Source organism: Enterobacter sp. JMULE2 (assembly GCF_013337145.1).
Classification (GTDB): domain Bacteria; phylum Pseudomonadota; class Gammaproteobacteria; order Enterobacterales; family Enterobacteriaceae; genus Enterobacter; species Enterobacter mori.
On record NZ_SGWD01000010.1, the window covers coordinates 1,430,629 to 1,447,365 of the forward strand.

Below are 16,737 nucleotides of genomic sequence, written 5' to 3' on the forward strand. Positions count from 1 at the left end.
GAAGGAGAGCCGGATAATGGCCGACAACACCGTTAATTCGCCAGCACCAGGGAGCTGGCTGGAACGCCGTTTTGCACTGCATGCGCGTGGCAGCACCGTACGCACGGAGTGCCTGGCTGGCATCACCGGTTTTCTCGCCGCCGCCTACCTGCTGGTGGTGATCCCGGGGCTGCTGGCGGTCGGAGGAATGGATAAAGGCGCGGCGACGACGGGCACCATTCTGGTCTTCGTTGCCGGAACGCTGCTGATGGCGTTCTATGCCAACCTGCCCTTTATCGTCGGGCCCGGTATTGGCGGTTCGGTCCTGGTCGGCGTCACGCTTGCGGGCAGCGAAGGTATTGGCTGGCAAATTGGTCTCGGCATCGCCTGCTGGTCAGGGATTTTATTCTTCCTGCTGACCCGCTTTGGGCTGCGTGAAGTCGTCACCCGTTCGGTCCCGCAGTCCATCAAGCTGGGGTTGACGGCCTCCATCGGCCTGTTTGTTGCCGTGCTCGGCTTTCGTAACGCCGGGCTGGTGTTGGCAAACGCGAAAACGAATGCCCTGATGCTGGGGGATTTTCTGTCACCGGCGGCGCTGGTCGCGTTAGCGGGTCTCTTCCTCGCCATCGCGTTGCAGGCGCGCCGCATTCCAGGAGCAATACTTTGGGCCATTCTGTTCGCCACCCTGGTCGGTATTCCGCTGGGCGTGACAAAACTTCCTGGTCATTTTATTGATATGCCGCATTCTCTGGCCCCGGTTATCGGCCACATTGATATGCTCGGGGCGCTGAACATTGCCTTCCTGCCCTTCCTGTTTGTCTTCTTTGCGTCGGAATTTTTCTCCACCATGGGCACCACGCTGGCTGTTGGTGGTGAGGCGGGATTACTGGATGACGAAGGCAACATGCCGCATATCAACCGTCCGTTTATGGTGGACTCCATTTCCGCTGCGGTAGGTCCGTGGGTCGGTATTCCAGCCGCGACGGCGCTGATCGAATCTTCGGCTGCTGCTGAAGCGGGCGGTAAAACGGGCATGACGGCACTGGCTGCGGCAGTGATGTTCCTGCTGATGTTGCTGTTTACGCCTGTTGCACTGATGATCCCAAAAGAAGCCACTGCACCGGCGCTGATCCTCATTGGACTGAATATGTTTAGCGGCTTACGCAAGGTTGATCTGGCGAACTTCACCGACGGTCTGCCGGTGCTGATGATGGTCATGATTACGCTGATTGCCAACAGCTTCGGAACAGGAATTGCTGGAGGTTTGCTGTTTTACATCGTGATCAAAGCGATTGCCGGGAAATGGCGCGAAATCCCCGTTGGTCTGTGGATCCTTGCCATTCCCCTGGTCTACTACTTCGCTACGCTGGTGAAGCACTAACCCTCACGCCGCTTTTCCTTCGGGGTATAGCCGTAGTCGTAATGGCTGTACCCCGAGTTGTAATAGAGCGAGGCGGACTTCACGATATCATTCAGAATAGCGCCATTCACCTGCACGCCCATTTGCTGCAGGCGCTTCCGACAGTGCTCAATCTCTTTGACGCTGGTTTTACCAAAGCGTGCAACCAGTAAGGTGGTCGCCGCCGCTTTGGCAATCAGTAAGGCATCCGTAACGGCAAGCACCGGCGGGGTGTCAACAATCACGATGTCATAACGTTCGTTCATCTGCGACATGGCGTTCTGGAAGCGTTCCCCCATAAGCAACTCCACAGGAAGTGAAGGCTGCGGACCGCAGGTTAAAACATCAAATCCACCCTGCTCAAAGCGCTGGAGCGCATCCTGCCATTTAACATCGCCCTCAAGGACGGAGGACAATCCGCAATGGTTGTTCAGTTTACAGATGTTATGCACGTACCCCTGACGCATATCCGCGTCAATAAAGAGCACCCGCTGCCCGGCCTGAGAAGCCAGCGCCGCCAGTGTGGTACTGACCAGCGTTTTGCCGCAATCCTGCGTGGGGCCAGTAATGACGACAATCTGATTCGTGGCGTCCATCATGGTGAAGTGCAGACTGGTACGCAGCCCGCGCATCGCTTCGATAAAAATATCTGCTGGCCTTTCGATGGGCAGGAAGGGCACATTCGACGTTTTGTGTGTCCAGCGGGAACCCAGGAAACTCATTCTGCGCAGATGCGTTTTTTTCCAGAGCCATACCGAGCGGGGCAGCGTTGCCAGAACCGGCATCCCCTGCACTTCCAGTTGCTCAGACGAGGTTATCCCCCGTTTAAAGGCAGCGAGAACCAATACCCAGCCGCTGGAGAATATCAGCCCCAACAGTATGCCAAGCACGATAATAAGTGCTTTTCGTGGTTTTATGGGTTCAGGTTGCGTAACGGCAAAGTCAATGATCCGCACGTTTCCGATCGCGCTGGAGCGAGAGATATTGAGCTCTTGCTGACGCGTTAATAACTGCAGGTAAATGGCGCGCCCGGATTCAACATCCCGGCTCAATCGCAAAATCTCCTGCTGCGTGGAGGGCATGGTTGATACACGATCGTTCAGGCGGACACGCTGCTTCTCAAGGGTTTGGCGCTTTTCGCGTAATGCGCGATAGGTTGGGTGATCCTTTTTGAAAAGCTGAGAGATCTCCGCTTCACGGAACGTTAGCTCGTTGAGCTGATTCTCCACATTAACAACCTGATCGAGAACGGACTTCGCCTCCAGGGATAAATCGACGGAATCACGCTGCTCACGGTATACATTCAGTCGCGCTTCGGCCTGATCCAGCTCGTGACTGATTTTCGGTAACTGATGCTGTAAAAAGGTCAGGCTACGGGAATCCTGGGCTTCCTGACGCTCAATATTTTGATTGAGGAAATTTTCCGCAATCGTATTCAGTACCACGGCAATCTTGTCAGGGTCTTCGCCCGTTAGCGTTAACGCGATCATTCCGCTCTGCTTCGCGGATTCCGCAACGGTGAGCCGTTTCTGCAGCGCGTTGATGGCTTCAAGCTTTGTCAAGGTTGTGAGCGCAAACTGCGTGCCTGGTACTGCGTTGAGAGATGTCACCAGAAGAGAGACACCGTCTTTGAGCAGCGTTTTTCCGACCGTACCCACAGCCTCGAAGCTTTCTCCCTCAAGGTGATACCCTCCCTGCTCCAGCACGGTCAGCACAAGCACTTGCGGTTTGCCATCCTGTCGGGGGATGGTAAGTTCACCGATGGTCAGGTGACCTGGCTTGCTGGGGCGAAAACGTGCCCACAGATGCCCCACGATCGGGGTAACGCGGCGCTTAACCCTGTACGTTAGCCCCAATTCATCCACGGTCTTCCCGAGGATCATTCGTGATTTTAACAGCAGGATTTCCGGTGCAACGTCTGGCGAAAGATCGGAGTTAAACTGACTTAAGCTTTTGAGTAATGAGTTATCCTGCTTCGCTTCTATCTGCACAAGCGCGTCTGCCTGATAGACAGGGGGGACAGAAAACGCATAGAGTCCCGCGCACACCGTAAACAGGAGTGTTACCAGGACTATCATCACCCGATGATCGAATATCTCGGCAAGCAGTTGCAGAAGATCAATTTCATTATTTTGCGGTGCCGCTGCACCATATGTCTCTGAAGTATTAGATGGCATTGCTGCTTTATTCCTTTTGACTCAAACGACGAGCCCATTCCTGACTGGCTTTTCCCAACTGCCCGAAAACATATTCGAAAGCATCACGGCTTTTGCGGTAGGGATCGGGAATATCCTTTGTCTCCAGCCATTGTCCAAATAGCAGTGATTTCCCACGGTTCTCCGGGGCCATAGCAGCAATAAAACGAAGATGTTCAGGCTCCATCACCAGAATCAGATCGGATTTTTGCAGCAGGCCGCGCGTCAGCTTGCGCCCCACGTGATCGTCTAGCGAGACACCATGATGCCAGGCGACATCCTGAGCAACCGCATCTGCCGGATGTCCCTCAAGACCGAAAATACCTGCTGAGGTCACCTGTTTCCCGGGTAATTGCTGACGCAACAGCCGCTCCCCCATCGGGGAGCGGCAAATATTGCCCGTGCAAACCACTAAGATTGAGTTGAACATTATTGCGGCCAGGATCGGATGTAACGAACCGTTTCGGTCAGGTCATGTACGCCACTGATGGTCGGCACAAGCTGTGTAATAACGCGATTCCAGCGCGACAACGGTGCCGTTGTCACGTAGACAATGTCATACGGCTCAAGCTGGAATTCAGTGCCCAATACCATCGCTGACGCATCTTTCGCATTGAGCTGATAGATTTTCGCAATGATGTCCGTCTGGCTTTTTTGATGCACTGAGCGAATGACAAAAATGCCGGTTGCATCAGCCATGTTCTGGTTCAGACCGCCCGCATTGCCCAGCGCTTCCGCCAGCGTCATCCCACTGCGATCCATCTTCAACGTGCTCTGCTTAACCACTTCGCCCATGACAAAGACTTTCAGGGCATCATTACGCGGTACAAACAGGATATCGCCAGGATAGAGCAGTTTGTTTTGTGTTAAATCGCCGAGTTGCATCAGGGCATACAGCGAAAGGCGGGAATCCTGGCCATTATGGGTGAGAACGACATTGCGCCAGTCGGCATCCGCTGAAAGACCGCCAGCGGCATTGACCGCGTCCATCACGGTCAAGGGGATGTTGGTGATGGGTTGTTGGCCAGATTTCGCAACTTCTCCCGTCACGTAGGCTTTTTGCGAACGGAAAGAGGCAATGCTGACATCCACCTGGGGGCTCTCAATGAATTTATCCAGTCTCGCGGTAATCTCTTCACGGACCTGCGAAACCGTTTTTCCTGCCACATGCAGTTTCCCAACGTAGGGATAAAAGAGCGTACCGTCCGCGTTGACCCAGTTCCCCGCGTCACTTGCGCTACGGTACTGACCTGCTGGCGTCGTCAACTCAGGATGATCCCAGACGGTGACCGTCAGGATGTCACCGGTGCCGATTCGGTATTCCCAGTTTTTCACCTGCTCATCCAGATTAGGATTTGCCTGAGATTTTGATACGGGCGGACGCAATTGTTCTATCAACACTGGGGTCAGTGGATAAATTTCCACGTGTTTATCAAGCTGATAATATTTATCTTCTGTTGCAATAACATTTTTCCCGGTCATGGCTAAATCCTGGCCTGGTGAAAATACACAGCCTGTTAACTGGCTTATTGCAAGAAATAAAAGGGGAAATGCCGTTGTGTTTTTCATTTATATAAACATATCTTTTATCGTTGTACTTATCGTACGAACAACAATTTTATTTAATAAAAATAATCATATAATTCATTGAATTAAATGAATCATAATGTGTTAATAAAGAGTTTTTTCTACGCAGTAACCAGATACTGAATCGTCTAAGCCGACCTGCTCTATGGGGCCGGGAATCAAACGTCATAACATGTCGTGCCGGGCCGATATTAAATGTTCCACAGTGGGAAAGCATGCGCTTAACGGTCCAATTTTGAAGTCGCGGTGCGTTTTCAGAATTAATTAATAAATTGATAAATACATTAAATATAAAATACAGATATCATTCACGACCGTTATGTGCATTCTTTGTTGTGACTACACAAAACCGTTCAGTTTTGTTACATTTTTTTTCAAACACACCATGTTTTGATACTTAAAATGGACTGTCTGCCGCGCATACTGAAACCCGCAGACAAAATGTATCTGTAACGATATTACTGGAGAAAAAATGGCTAAGCGTAAATTGCTGCTTCTGGGTGTACTACTGTCTCTGGCGGGTTCCGCATTTTCTGCTCCGCAAACGGCTGCAGCACCTTCTGGCATCAAAGCCTATGAAGAACAAGAGTTCATCGCTGACTTCACTAAATTCAAGATTGGCGACACGGCGCCAGCGCAGTATCAAACGCCCGAGTACACCATCAAACAGTACCAGCTGCGTAACCTGCCAGCGCCGGATGCCGGAACACACTGGACCTACATGGGTGAGAACTACGTGCTGATTGGCGATGCCGATGGAAAAATCCATAAGGCCTATAACGGAGATATCTTCTATCACCGCTAATACGATCCTGGTTCGTGCCTGGCAGGAGAGCGATCGTCCTTTCCTGCGCACGATTTACCTGCATGCCCGGCGCGACGCCTGGCCATGGTTGAACGGTGCGGAATGGCAGCTTGAGGACTTTGACGCCGCAATCCTGGACGAAGAGGTTTGGGTGGCGGTGCAGGACGGGCATCGACTTGGCTTCGCCTCCGTCTGGACGAACGATAATTTTCTGCACAACCTGTTTGTTGACCCGCAGTATCAGAGCCTGGGCGTCGGGCATGTGCTCCTGGAACATGTGCAGAAAACGTTTACCAGTACGGGTTCGCTTAAGTGTCTGGTCAAGAATGCGCGTGCTATTGCGTTTTACCAGCGACACGGCTGGCACATCGAGGCGACGGGTGATTCTCCGGACGGAGAGTATTATCTGATGCATTATCGGCTTGGGTAAAGTCAGGTGGCGCTTCGCTTACCTGACCTACAAACCCAAACTCCGTAGGCCGGGTAAGGCGAAGCCGCCACCCGGCACTGAAGCGCAGAGGAATTACACCGCGCGGAACGCGATTTCGCTCGGAATGACTTCACCCTGCCAGTAAAGCTGCGCCGCAACGCGCCCCGCCAGCTGACGATACATATCCGCAAATTCGCTGTCCGGACGGCTCACCACGGTTGGTTTACCGCTGTCCAGATCTTCACGCAGCGTGATGTGCAGCGGCATCTGCCCCAGCAGTTGAGTGTGATACTGCGCCGCCAGCTTCTCCGCACCACCGGTACCGAAAATAGGCTCATGGTGTCCGCAGTTGCTGCAGATATGCATGCTCATGTTCTCAACGATACCCAGCACCGGTACTTCCACCTTCTCGAACATCACGATGCCCTTTTTGGCGTCGATCAGCGCGATATCCTGCGGCGTGGTCACGACGACCGCTCCCGTTACCGGAATGTTCTGCGCCAGGGTCAGCTGAATGTCGCCCGTGCCCGGCGGCATGTCCAGCACCAGATAATCCAGATCCGGCCACATGGTTTCCTGCAGCATCTGCATCAGCGCCTTGCTGGCCATCGGGCCGCGCCAGACCATCGCGTTATCGTCGGTGACCAGATAACCAATCGAGTTGGTTGCCAGACCGTGCGCCATGATTGGCGCCATGTGGGTGCCGTCCGGCGAGGTTGGACGCTGGTTTTCCGCGCCCAGCATGTTTGGAATGGACGGGCCATAAATGTCCGCATCCAGAATACCGACTTTTGCCCCTTCCGCTGCCAGCGCGAGCGCCAGGTTTACAGCCGTGGAGGATTTACCCACCCCACCCTTGCCCGAGCTGACGGCAATAATGTTTTTTACGCCGTTCACGCCAGGCTGGTTTTTCACGCGCTTCAGCGTGGCGATACTGTGGCTCAGCTTCCAGTCGATCGCCTTCGCACCGGTGATGCGCAGCAGCTCCGAGCTGGTTTGCTCTTTCAGCGCGTCGAAGGCGCTGGTCCAGACGAACGGCATCTGCAGCTCAATGTGCAGCGTATCGTCCAGCCAGGCAACGTGGTGTAACGCTTTCAGCGTCGTAAGATTGTGCTTCAGGGTTGGATGCTGAAAGTTAGCCAGCGTCCCGGCGACCATTGCTCGTAAGGCTTCCGGTGATTTGGCCTGGGATTGAGAACTCATCCCGACTCCTTTGTTCTTGTGAATAAGACCTTAGATGACAAGTTTACCTGAAAGGCCGTGGTTTGTGCTTACTTAATAATGCCCCTTTTGGTAATATCAAAAACCCTTTTCACAGTTAAAAGAAGTAATGCCTACTATGACTCAAGTCGCGAAAAAAATTCTGGTAACGTGCGCACTGCCGTACGCCAACGGCTCAATCCACCTCGGCCACATGCTGGAGCATATCCAGGCTGATGTCTGGGTCCGTTACCAGCGAATGCGCGGCCACGAGGTTAACTTCATCTGTGCGGACGATGCTCACGGCACGCCGATCATGCTGAAAGCGCAGCAGCTGGGGATTTCCCCGGAGCAGATGATTGCCGAAATGAGTCAGGAGCATCAAACTGATTTTGCTGGCTTTGACATCAGCTATGACAACTATCACTCCACGCACAGCGACGAAAACCGCGAGCTGTCAGAGCTGATCTACACCCGTCTGAAAGAGAACGGTTTTATCAAAAACCGCACTATCTCTCAGCTGTACGATCCGGAAAAAGGCATGTTCCTGCCGGACCGCTTCGTCAAAGGCACCTGTCCGAAATGTAAATCCCCGGACCAGTACGGCGATAACTGCGAAGTGTGCGGCGCGACCTATAGCCCGACCGAGCTTATCGAGCCGAAATCCGTGGTATCCGGTGCAACGCCTGTGATGCGTGACTCCGAGCACTTCTTCTTCGACCTGCCGTCCTTCAGCGAAATGCTGCAGGCATGGACCCGCAGCGGCGCGCTGCAGGAGCAGGTAGCGAACAAGATGCAGGAGTGGTTCGAATCCGGCCTGCAGCAGTGGGATATCTCCCGCGATGCGCCGTACTTCGGCTTCGAAATCCCGAACGCGCCGGGCAAATACTTCTACGTCTGGCTGGACGCGCCAATCGGCTACATGGGCTCCTTCAAGAACCTGTGCGACAAGCGCGGCGACACCGTCAGCTTCGATGAATACTGGAAGAAAGATTCCACGGCCGAGCTGTACCACTTCATCGGTAAAGACATCGTTTATTTCCACAGCCTGTTCTGGCCAGCGATGCTGGAAGGCAGCAACTTCCGCAAGCCAACCAACCTGTTCGTTCACGGCTACGTGACGGTGAACGGCGCGAAGATGTCCAAATCTCGCGGGACGTTCATCAAGGCCAGCACCTGGCTGAACCACTTCGACGCGGACAGCCTGCGCTACTACTACACCGCGAAGCTCTCTTCGCGCATCGACGATATCGACCTGAACCTGGAAGATTTTGTCCAGCGTGTAAACGCGGATATCGTGAACAAACTGGTCAACCTTGCCTCCCGTAACGCAGGTTTTATCAGTAAGCGTTTTGACGGTGTGCTGGCGGCTGAACTGGCTGACCCGGCGCTGTACAAGACCTTTACCGACGCCGCGGCTACCATTGGCGAAGCGTGGGAAAGCCGCGAGTTTGGTAAAGCTATTCGCGAAATCATGGCGCTGGCCGACGTGGCGAACCGCTACGTTGACGAACAGGCTCCATGGGTGGTGGCGAAACAGGAAGGCCGCGATGCGGACCTTCAGGCCATCTGCTCCATGGGTATCAACCTGTTCCGCGTGCTGATGACCTACCTGAAGCCGGTTCTGCCGCAGCTGGCAGCCCGCGCTGAAGCGTTCCTGAACACCGAACTGACCTGGGATGCCATCCAGCAACCGCTGCTTGGCCACAAGGTGAACACCTTCAAGGCGCTGTATAACCGCATCGAAATGAAGCAGGTGGAAGCTCTGGTAGAAGCATCCAAAGAAGAAGTGAAGGCGGCTGCGACACCGGTCACCGGCCCGCTGGCGGACGATCCGATTCTGGAAACCATCACCTTCGATGATTTCGCGAAAGTCGACCTGCGCGTGGCGCTGATCGAAAACGCGGAGTTTGTGGAAGGCTCTGACAAGCTGCTGCGCCTGACGCTGGATCTGGGCGGCGAGAAGCGCAACGTCTTCTCCGGCATTCGTTCTGCGTATCCGGACCCGCAGGTGCTGATCGGTCGTCAGACCGTGATGGTGGCGAACCTGGCACCGCGCAAAATGCGCTTCGGCATCTCCGAGGGGATGGTGATGGCCGCAGGCCCTGGCGGGAAAGATATCTTCCTGTTAAGCCCTGACGAAGGCGCGAAGCCGGGTCAGCAGGTGAAATAACAAAAAAGCCGGAGATAATCTCCGGCTTTTTTTTGCCCGGCGGCGCTACGCTTGCACGGGCCTACGGGTTTTGTAGGCCGGGTAAGGCGAAGCCGCCACCCGGCAAAAAATCACGCCTTCGGGTGATGCACCCGGTGGGTCAGCCCACGCAGGAAATTACGCAAAAACTGGTCGCCGCACTCGCGGTAGTTTTTATGGTCCGGCGCGCGCATCATGGCGGTCACTTCCGGCACCGACACGCGGTATTTTTGCTCGGTCATGATCGCCACAATATCGTCCGTTTTCAGCGAGAACGCGATGCGCAGCTTTTTCAGCACCGTGTTGTTGTTCACGCGACGCTCCAGCGCCAGCTCGGGCGCGGCCGGATCTTTGCCACGCTTATCGTAAATCAGGCCGTTCAGGAAACCCGACAGAATGATGTCGGGGCAGCGAACAAAGCCCTCTTCGTCTTCTTTGGTCATCCAGGTATCGAAACCCGCAGACGTGGCTTCCATGTCGGACAACGCAAGAATGCGCACCATGTCATTATTGTTTGCTTTCAGGGTGTAGCGCAGGCTACGAAGAATGTCATTACTAATCATGAGTGCCTTTAACTGTCGATGATGCAATGGCGCGCAGTGTACCAGTTTTACAGACCAATCGCCTCTTTCAAACTCTTCAGGTAGCGACGGCTGACGGGCACCGTATGCCCGGCACGCAGCACCAGTTCGGCCTGACCGTTATCTTCCAGGCGGATTTCCTTCAGGTGCGCCATGTTCACCAGATACTGACGATGGCAGCGGATCAGCGGCGTGCGGCTCTCCAGGGTGCGAAGCGTCAGCTCGGTAAAGCCTTCATTTCCCTCCGCGCTGGTGACATATACCCCGCTCAGACGGCTGCTGACAAAGGCCACGTCATCCATCTGCAGGAGATAAATGCGGCTGTGCCCGGTGCAGGGGATAAACTTCAGCGGCTGCTGGTTTTCCGGCAGCAGCGTCATATCCTGCACGGTGCGCTCCTGGCGTAAACGGGTGAGCGTTTTATCCAGCCGCTTCTCTTCAATCGGTTTCAGCAGATAATCAAAGGCATGTTCTTCAAATGCCTTCACGGCATATTCATCAAACGCTGTCAGAAAGACGATATAGGGGCGGTGCTCAGGATCAAGCATCCCGACCATCTCCAGCCCGCTGATGCGCGGCATCTGAATGTCGAGGAACAACACGTCCGGACGCAGTTTGTGTAACGCACCGATGGCCTCAATGGCATTTGCGCACTCACCGACCACCTCGATATCACTCTGCTCCTGCAGTAGCACGCGCAGGTTTTCCCGTGCCAGCGGCTCGTCATCCACAATCAGCACTCTCAGCATGCGTTTTCCTCCAGCGGCAGTCGTAAGGTGATACGGGTAAATCGGTCGGGCTCACAGGCGACGGTAATGCCACAGTCGTCACCGAAGTGCGCACGCAGGCGTTTATCCACCAGGCTCATCCCTAACCCACCCGATGCGGAAGGGACGTAGAGTCCGGCGTTATCCTCAATATCCAGCACCAGATGGTGGTTAAACTGGGTAGCAGAAATGGTGATCTCCCCGATGCCAAGCAGCTGCGATGTACCGTGCTTGATGGCATTTTCTACGATAGGCTGCAGGGTAAAGGCCGGAAGATGCTGGTACGCCAGCGCGTCCGGGACGGAGAGCGACACCTGCAGGCGAGACTGGAAGCGTGCCTGTTCAATCTGCAGGTACGCGTTAACATGTTCAATCTCGTCGGCCAGGGTCACGATTTCGGAAGGCCGTTTTAGGTTCTTGCGGAAAAAGGTCGACAAAAACTGCACCAGCTGCGCGGCCTGATCGCTGTCGCGGCGGATCACCGCCTTCAGCGTATTAAGCGCGTTAAACAGGAAATGCGGATTGACCTGGGCGTGCAGGAGTTTGATCTCTGACTGCGTCAGCAGCGCTTTCTGCCGTTCATACTGCCCCGCCAGAATTTGCGCGGAAAGCAGCTGGGCAATCCCCTCCCCCAGCGTGCGGTTGATCGAGCTGAACAGACGGTTTTTCGCTTCGTAGAGCTTAATCGTCCCCATCACCCGCTGATTTTCACCGCGAAGCGGGATCACCAGCGTCGAGCCAAGCTTGCACTGCGGATGAAGCGAGCAGCGGTAGGGGATCTCATTCCCGTCGGCATACACCACTTCACCGGTTTCAATGGCGCGCAGGGTATAGGTTGATGAGATCGGTTTGCCCGGCAGATGGTGGTCGTCTCCGGTACCGGTAAACGCCAGCAGCTTTTCGCGGTCGGTAATGGCGACGGCACCGATATCCAGCTCCTTGTAGAGCACCTGCGCCACCTTCATGCTGTTTTCTTCGTTGAATCCCTGACGCAGGATCCCCTCCGTTGAGGCTGCAACTTTCAGGGCCGTCGCGGAAAACGCCGAGGTGTATTTCTCAAACATGGCGCGCTTGTCGAGCAGAATACGCATAAACAGCGCCGCGCCCACGGTATTGGTCACCATCATCGGAGCTGCAATATTGCTCACCAGGTGCAGCGCATCGTCAAACGGACGGGCAATCAGCAGGATAATCGCCATCTGCGCCATCTCTGCCACGAAGGTAATCGCACCGGCGGTAAGCGGGCTAAAGACCTTATCCGGACGGCCGCGTTTGATCATGTAGCTGTGGACAAGGCCACCCAGCAGCCCTTCGACGATCGTGGAGATCATACAGCTCAGCGCCGTCATGCCGCCCATGGAATAGCGGTGCAGACCGCCGGTAAGCCCAACAAGGCCGCCGACAACGGGACCGCCAAGCAGGCCGCCCATCACCGCACCGATGGCGCGCGTATTGGCAATGGAATCTTCGATATGGAGACCAAAGTAGGTCCCCATAATGCAGAAAATGGAGAAGGTCACATAGCAAAGCAGCTTGTGCGGCAGACGGACGGTGACCTGCATCAGCGGAATGAACAGGCGCGTTTTACTCATCAGCCAGGCGATGACAAGAAACACACACATCTGCTGAAGCAACAACAGCACCAGATTAAACTCGTACATACAAAAAACCGCACATTCTAAAAACGCGTAACATACACTGATGCAGGTAAACTTTCTTTGAAGCGCGCCAAAAAAGCTGCAAATCGTGTCGGTCATCACAGCTTTTGCCGAACATCGCGCATGCTTCGCATTATTTGTTCAAAAAACGATCAATCCTTCCTGGTTCGGCAAAGTGGGTCTACAGTTAAGCTGGGGACGCGTAAGCCAGGGGGCGAATATGGCGCTTTACACAATAGGTGAAGTGGCACTCCTTTGTGATATCAATCCCGTTACCCTACGGGCGTGGCAGCGACGGTATGGATTACTTAAACCGCAGAGAACGGACGGTGGGCATCGTCTGTTCAACGAGGCCGATATCGACCGGATCCGCGAGATAAAAAGCTGGATCGACAACGGTGTGCAGGTCGGCAAAGTGAAATCCTTGCTTAGCCATGACGATCCGGACACCCAGCATCTCTGGCGCGAGCAACAGGAAGCACTGCTGCGGCTCCTGCAGGCAGGTAACCTGCAGCGCCTGCGCGCGTGGATAAAAGATCAAGGGCGTGATTATCCCGCGCAAACGCTGATCACCCATCTTTTCATTCCGCTCCGTCGACGCCTTCAGTGCCAACAGTCTACCCTGCAGGCGCTGCTCAGCATGCTCGACGGCGTACTGATCAACTATATTGCCGTCTGCCTTGCCTCGGCGAAGAACAAGGCCGGAAAAGATGCGCTGGTGGTTGGCTGGAACGTGCACGACACCACGCGTCTGTGGCTGGAAGCCTGGATTGCCACCCAAAAAGGCTGGCGCGTGGATGTGCTCGCGCACTCGCTGGCCCAGCTACGGCCCGAGTTTTTTGACGGTCAGACCCTGCTGGTCTGGTGTGGCGAAGTGCCCTCCGCCTCGCAGCAACAGCTGCTGACGGAATGGCGCGAGAATGGTTATCCGGTTTATTCCCTTGGCCCGGATGAGCCCTAACGGCATTTAATGGTTCATTAACAGCTGCGCTTCACCGTATAATTGTTCCGTTAACAACAGGAGCACATGATGAAGGCAACTAAACTGGCGGTAATTACCCTTTTTGTCCTGATGGCCGTAAGCGGTATCGGCGGCGTGATGCTGGCGGGTTACTCGTTTATCGTCCGTGGCGGTGTCGGCTGAGATACAGCGCCAGGCGCTCGAAAAGGCGATCGACCACAATCGCCGCCAGCGCAACCAGTAGCGCGCCCTGAATAATGTAGGCCGTATTAAATCCGCTTAAGCCGATAATAATCGGCGTCCCCAGCGTGTTTGCCCCCACCGTCGAGGCGATTGTCGCCGTACCGATGTTGATAATCACCGACGTGCGGATCCCGGCGATAATGACCGGTGCCGCGAGCGGGAGTTCAACCTTGCGCAACCGCTGCCAGGCGCTCATGCCCATCCCTTCTGCTACGCTCAGCACCGATGCGGGCACCGCCGCCATACCGGCCAGGGTTCCCTGAAGTATCGGCAATACCCCGTATAAAATCAGCGCAATAATCGCCGGCTGCTGCCCAAAGCCAATAACCGGTACCGCAATCGCCAGCACCGCCACCGGCGGAAACGTCTGACCAATCGCCGCAATCGTCTCCACCAGCGGACGAAACTCACGTCCCGATGGCCTTGTCACCGCGATCCCTGCCCCCACGCCGAGGACAATGGCAATGACGCTTGAGATCGTCACCAGCCAGGCGTGCGCCAGCGCAAGGTTGATAAAACTCTCCTGCTGATAGACCGGTCGCGGCAGGCCCGGAAAGAGCGAACTGAACAGCGCCGCGCTGTGCGGCATCAGAAAGAGCAGGCCGACGAAGAGCAGCGCCAGCCAGAGCAGCGGATCACGCATGACCTTCACGCGTCACCTCCCCGGCCAGCAGATCGCGAAAGTGCAATGCACCACAGGTTGTTCCGTGGCTGTTGGTCACCGGCAGGATCTCACATTGTCTGGCGACGAAAGCAGACAGCGCATCCCTCAGGCTCATCTGCTCCTGTAACGGTTCCCCGCTTAGCGGCGCATCCTGTCGGCGCATATAATCGCCAACGGTGCGCAAAGAGAGCAGTCGGACGCCCAGCTCGCTGCGGCCAAAAAATTCGCGCACAAAGTCGTTCTTCGGCTGGCTCAACAGCGCAAGCGGCGTGCCCTGCTGTACCACCTCACCGTGGTCCATCAGCACCAGATGGTCAGCCAGGCGCAGCGCCTCATCAATGTCGTGCGTCACAAGGATAATGGTGCGCCCCAGAATGCGGTGGATGCGGGTCATCTCCGCCTGCAGCGCACCGCGTGTGACCGGATCCAGCGCGCCAAAAGGTTCATCCATCAGCAACACCTGCGGATTGGCCGCCAGCGCGCGCGCGACCCCAACCCGCTGCTGCTGTCCGCCGGAAAGCTGATGCGGGTAGCGGTCACGCAGTGTCGGCTCTAATCCCAGCAGGGCCATCAGCTCATCCACCCGCGCATGGGTTTTCGCCCGCGTCCATTTTTCCAGCTGCAGCACGGTGGCGATGTTCTGCGCCACGGTCCAGTGGGGGAACAGCCCGATAGACTGAATGGCATAGCCCATACGACGGCGCAACTCCAGCACCGGCAGGCTGCGGATCTCTTCCCCGGCAAAGCGAATCATCCCGCTGTCGTGCTCAACCAGCCGGTTGATCATCTTCAGGGTGGTGGATTTTCCCGACCCCGATGTGCCGATCAATACCGAAAATGCCCCCTCGGCAAAATGCAGATTCAGGTGGCTTGCCGCCGGACGACCGGCAAAGGTTTTACTGACATCATGAAATTCAATCATTGGCTCTTCTCCCGAGCAGCGCGAGCCACAGGGCAAATAACGCATCCAAAACAACCGCCAGCGCGATAGTGGGCACCACGCCCAATAAGACCAGGTCCAGCGCGCTGCTGAGCAGCCCCTGGAATACCAGCGCACCAAAACCGCCCGCGCCAATGAGCGCTGCAATCACCGCCATCCCCACGGTTTGCACCGTCACCACCCGCAGGCTGCGAATTAACAGCGGAAGTGCAAGGGGTAACTGTATTTTCCAGAAACACTGCCGCGCGCTCATCCCCATCGCATGGGCGCTTTCCAGCACGTCCGGCGCAACCTGGCTTAAGCCCGCCACCACACCGCGCACCAGCGGCAGCAGCGCATAGAGCACCAGCGCGATCAGCGCGGGCGTGAGTCCGGTACCGGCAATGCCGATCTCCCCCAGCGCGGGAAATGACCTCGCCAGACCGGCCAGCGGAGCAATGAGCAATCCAAACAGGGCCACGGAGGGGACCGTCTGAATGACGTTGAGAACGGTGAACACGCTCCCCTGTCGCGCCGGATGGCGATAGCACCAGATGCCCAGCGGGACGCCCAGAAGCAGCGCCGGGAAAAGCGTGCCAAAGAGGATCGTCAGATGTTGCGAGAGTGCATCATCAAACACCTCCTGGCGATTGGCGTACTCTTTTAACAACGAGAGATTATTCAGCTCACCGCTAAACAGGAGGACCAGCGGGATGAGCCAGATTTGCGCGTTCAGCAGCCAACGCCAGACGGGTACTGGCGTCAGGCGGCGAATGGCATCGCTACAGGCCAGCAGGCAGAGCGCCATCCACAGCCACAAACCGCTGCCGATGGACGTTCGCGCCAGCGGGCTTTCCGCAGACATCATGAGCGTCGCCGACTGCCCTGCGCTCCAGAACAGCCCCAAAAAAAGGGCTTCACAGAGGAGCAGCGTCAGCCAGTGCGCGGCACGTCCTGACCAGAGCGACAGGACGACGGCCGCGCCCAGCGCCACCGACAGCAGCGCGGGCGAAAACGACCAAATCTGCCAGAGTGCGCGCCCTTCACCCGACATCAGCCGGTTAGGCGCAACGTTCACAAAAGGTAACGCGACCGCCGCGATGGCCACACAGGCCAGCAGCAGCAGCACGCGGTTATGACATTGTATTGGCACAGCTT

General features: G+C 55.8%; 16 protein-coding genes. 6 read left to right on the plus strand and 10 right to left on the minus strand.

The window, feature by feature from the left end:
- Nucleotides 1-16 precede the first annotated feature (16 nt).
- Nucleotides 17-1,360: an NCS2 family permease gene (locus tag EXW94_RS07595; RefSeq protein ID WP_174339836.1), complete on the plus strand. Its 1,344-nt coding sequence runs from the start codon at nucleotides 17-19 to the stop codon at nucleotides 1,358-1,360.
- Here the strand turns inward: EXW94_RS07595 and EXW94_RS07600 are convergent.
- The 3 genes from EXW94_RS07600 to EXW94_RS07610 are packed head-to-tail and all read right to left on the minus strand — an operon-like array spanning nucleotide 1,357 to nucleotide 5,142.
- Nucleotides 1,357-3,555: a polysaccharide biosynthesis tyrosine autokinase gene (locus EXW94_RS07600; RefSeq protein WP_174339837.1), complete on the minus strand. Its 2,199-nt coding sequence runs from the start codon at nucleotides 3,553-3,555 to the stop codon at nucleotides 1,357-1,359. The two genes, EXW94_RS07595 and EXW94_RS07600, sit on opposite strands and share 4 nt — an antisense overlap.
- Nucleotides 3,556-3,562: 7 nt before the next feature.
- The gene (locus tag EXW94_RS07605) at nucleotides 3,563-4,003 is read right to left on the minus strand and encodes a protein tyrosine phosphatase (RefSeq protein ID WP_302480529.1); all 441 of its coding nucleotides are present in this window, start codon (nucleotides 4,001-4,003) and stop codon (nucleotides 3,563-3,565) included.
- The gene (locus EXW94_RS07610; RefSeq protein ID WP_174339838.1) at nucleotides 4,003-5,142 is read right to left on the minus strand and encodes a polysaccharide export protein; all 1,140 of its coding nucleotides are present in this window, start codon (nucleotides 5,140-5,142) and stop codon (nucleotides 4,003-4,005) included. Before EXW94_RS07610 ends, EXW94_RS07605 begins: the two co-directional genes overlap by 1 nt.
- Nucleotides 5,143-5,632: 490 nt before the next feature.
- Here EXW94_RS07610 and EXW94_RS07615 point away from each other — a divergent pair, with 490 nt between their 5' ends.
- Both EXW94_RS07615 and EXW94_RS07620 read left to right on the plus strand, forming a co-directional pair.
- On the plus strand, nucleotides 5,633-5,965 hold the full coding sequence (locus tag EXW94_RS07615) for an RcnB family protein (protein ID WP_042718816.1): 333 nt from the start codon (nucleotides 5,633-5,635) through the stop codon (nucleotides 5,963-5,965).
- Nucleotides 5,916-6,395 (plus strand): GNAT family N-acetyltransferase, encoded by a 480-nt coding sequence (locus tag EXW94_RS07620; protein ID WP_120157836.1) that lies wholly within the window; start codon nucleotides 5,916-5,918, stop codon nucleotides 6,393-6,395. The genes EXW94_RS07615 and EXW94_RS07620 overlap by 50 nt, the downstream gene beginning before the upstream one ends.
- Nucleotides 6,396-6,488: 93 nt before the next feature.
- Here EXW94_RS07620 and apbC read toward each other — a convergent pair whose 3' ends face one another.
- Nucleotides 6,489-7,598 carry an iron-sulfur cluster carrier protein ApbC gene (gene apbC, locus EXW94_RS07625; RefSeq protein ID WP_108416574.1) on the minus strand — a complete coding sequence of 370 codons (1,110 nt, stop codon included), beginning with the start codon at nucleotides 7,596-7,598 and terminating at the stop codon, nucleotides 6,489-6,491.
- 136 nt (nucleotides 7,599-7,734) lie between these two features.
- Here apbC and metG point away from each other — a divergent pair, with 136 nt between their 5' ends.
- Nucleotides 7,735-9,768, plus strand: a complete 2,034-nt coding sequence (gene metG / locus EXW94_RS07630) for a methionine--tRNA ligase (RefSeq protein ID WP_174339839.1) — start codon at nucleotides 7,735-7,737, stop codon at nucleotides 9,766-9,768.
- 110 nt (nucleotides 9,769-9,878) lie between these two features.
- Here metG and EXW94_RS07635 read toward each other — a convergent pair whose 3' ends face one another.
- Genes EXW94_RS07635 through EXW94_RS07645 form a run of 3 tightly spaced genes read right to left on the minus strand, consistent with a single transcriptional unit; the run spans nucleotide 9,879 to nucleotide 12,795 of the window.
- A complete protein-coding gene (locus tag EXW94_RS07635; RefSeq protein WP_010433625.1) occupies nucleotides 9,879-10,349 on the minus strand; it encodes a DUF1456 family protein in 471 nt (156 codons plus the stop codon).
- 47 nt (nucleotides 10,350-10,396) lie between these two features.
- Entirely contained in the window at nucleotides 10,397-11,116 is a 720-nt protein-coding gene (gene btsR / locus EXW94_RS07640; protein WP_174339840.1) for a two-component system response regulator BtsR, read from the minus strand.
- Nucleotides 11,110-12,795 carry a sensor histidine kinase gene (locus EXW94_RS07645; RefSeq protein ID WP_042718811.1) on the minus strand — a complete coding sequence of 562 codons (1,686 nt, stop codon included), beginning with the start codon at nucleotides 12,793-12,795 and terminating at the stop codon, nucleotides 11,110-11,112. Before EXW94_RS07645 ends, btsR begins: the two co-directional genes overlap by 7 nt.
- A gap of 217 nt (nucleotides 12,796-13,012) precedes the next feature.
- On the opposite strand from EXW94_RS07645, the gene mlrA reads away from it, so the two are divergent.
- On the plus strand, nucleotides 13,013-13,753 hold the full coding sequence (gene mlrA / locus EXW94_RS07650; RefSeq protein ID WP_010433616.1) for an HTH-type transcriptional regulator MlrA: 741 nt from the start codon (nucleotides 13,013-13,015) through the stop codon (nucleotides 13,751-13,753).
- A 69-nt stretch (nucleotides 13,754-13,822) separates the two neighbouring features.
- On the plus strand, nucleotides 13,823-13,936 hold the full coding sequence (locus EXW94_RS07655; protein ID WP_010433613.1) for a protein YohO: 114 nt from the start codon (nucleotides 13,823-13,825) through the stop codon (nucleotides 13,934-13,936).
- On the opposite strand, the gene EXW94_RS07660 is transcribed toward EXW94_RS07655, so the two are convergent.
- From EXW94_RS07660 to EXW94_RS07670, 3 genes are read right to left on the minus strand one after another with little or no spacing between them, the layout of a single operon-like run.
- The gene (locus EXW94_RS07660; RefSeq protein WP_120157833.1) at nucleotides 13,911-14,648 is read right to left on the minus strand and encodes an ABC transporter permease; all 738 of its coding nucleotides are present in this window, start codon (nucleotides 14,646-14,648) and stop codon (nucleotides 13,911-13,913) included. The two genes, EXW94_RS07655 and EXW94_RS07660, sit on opposite strands and share 26 nt — an antisense overlap.
- A complete protein-coding gene (locus tag EXW94_RS07665; RefSeq protein WP_120157832.1) occupies nucleotides 14,632-15,582 on the minus strand; it encodes an ABC transporter ATP-binding protein in 951 nt (316 codons plus the stop codon). The genes EXW94_RS07660 and EXW94_RS07665 overlap by 17 nt, the downstream gene beginning before the upstream one ends.
- On the minus strand, nucleotides 15,575-16,732 hold the full coding sequence (locus EXW94_RS07670) for an ABC transporter permease (protein ID WP_174339841.1): 1,158 nt from the start codon (nucleotides 16,730-16,732) through the stop codon (nucleotides 15,575-15,577). Before EXW94_RS07670 ends, EXW94_RS07665 begins: the two co-directional genes overlap by 8 nt.
- Nucleotides 16,733-16,737 lie beyond the last annotated feature (5 nt).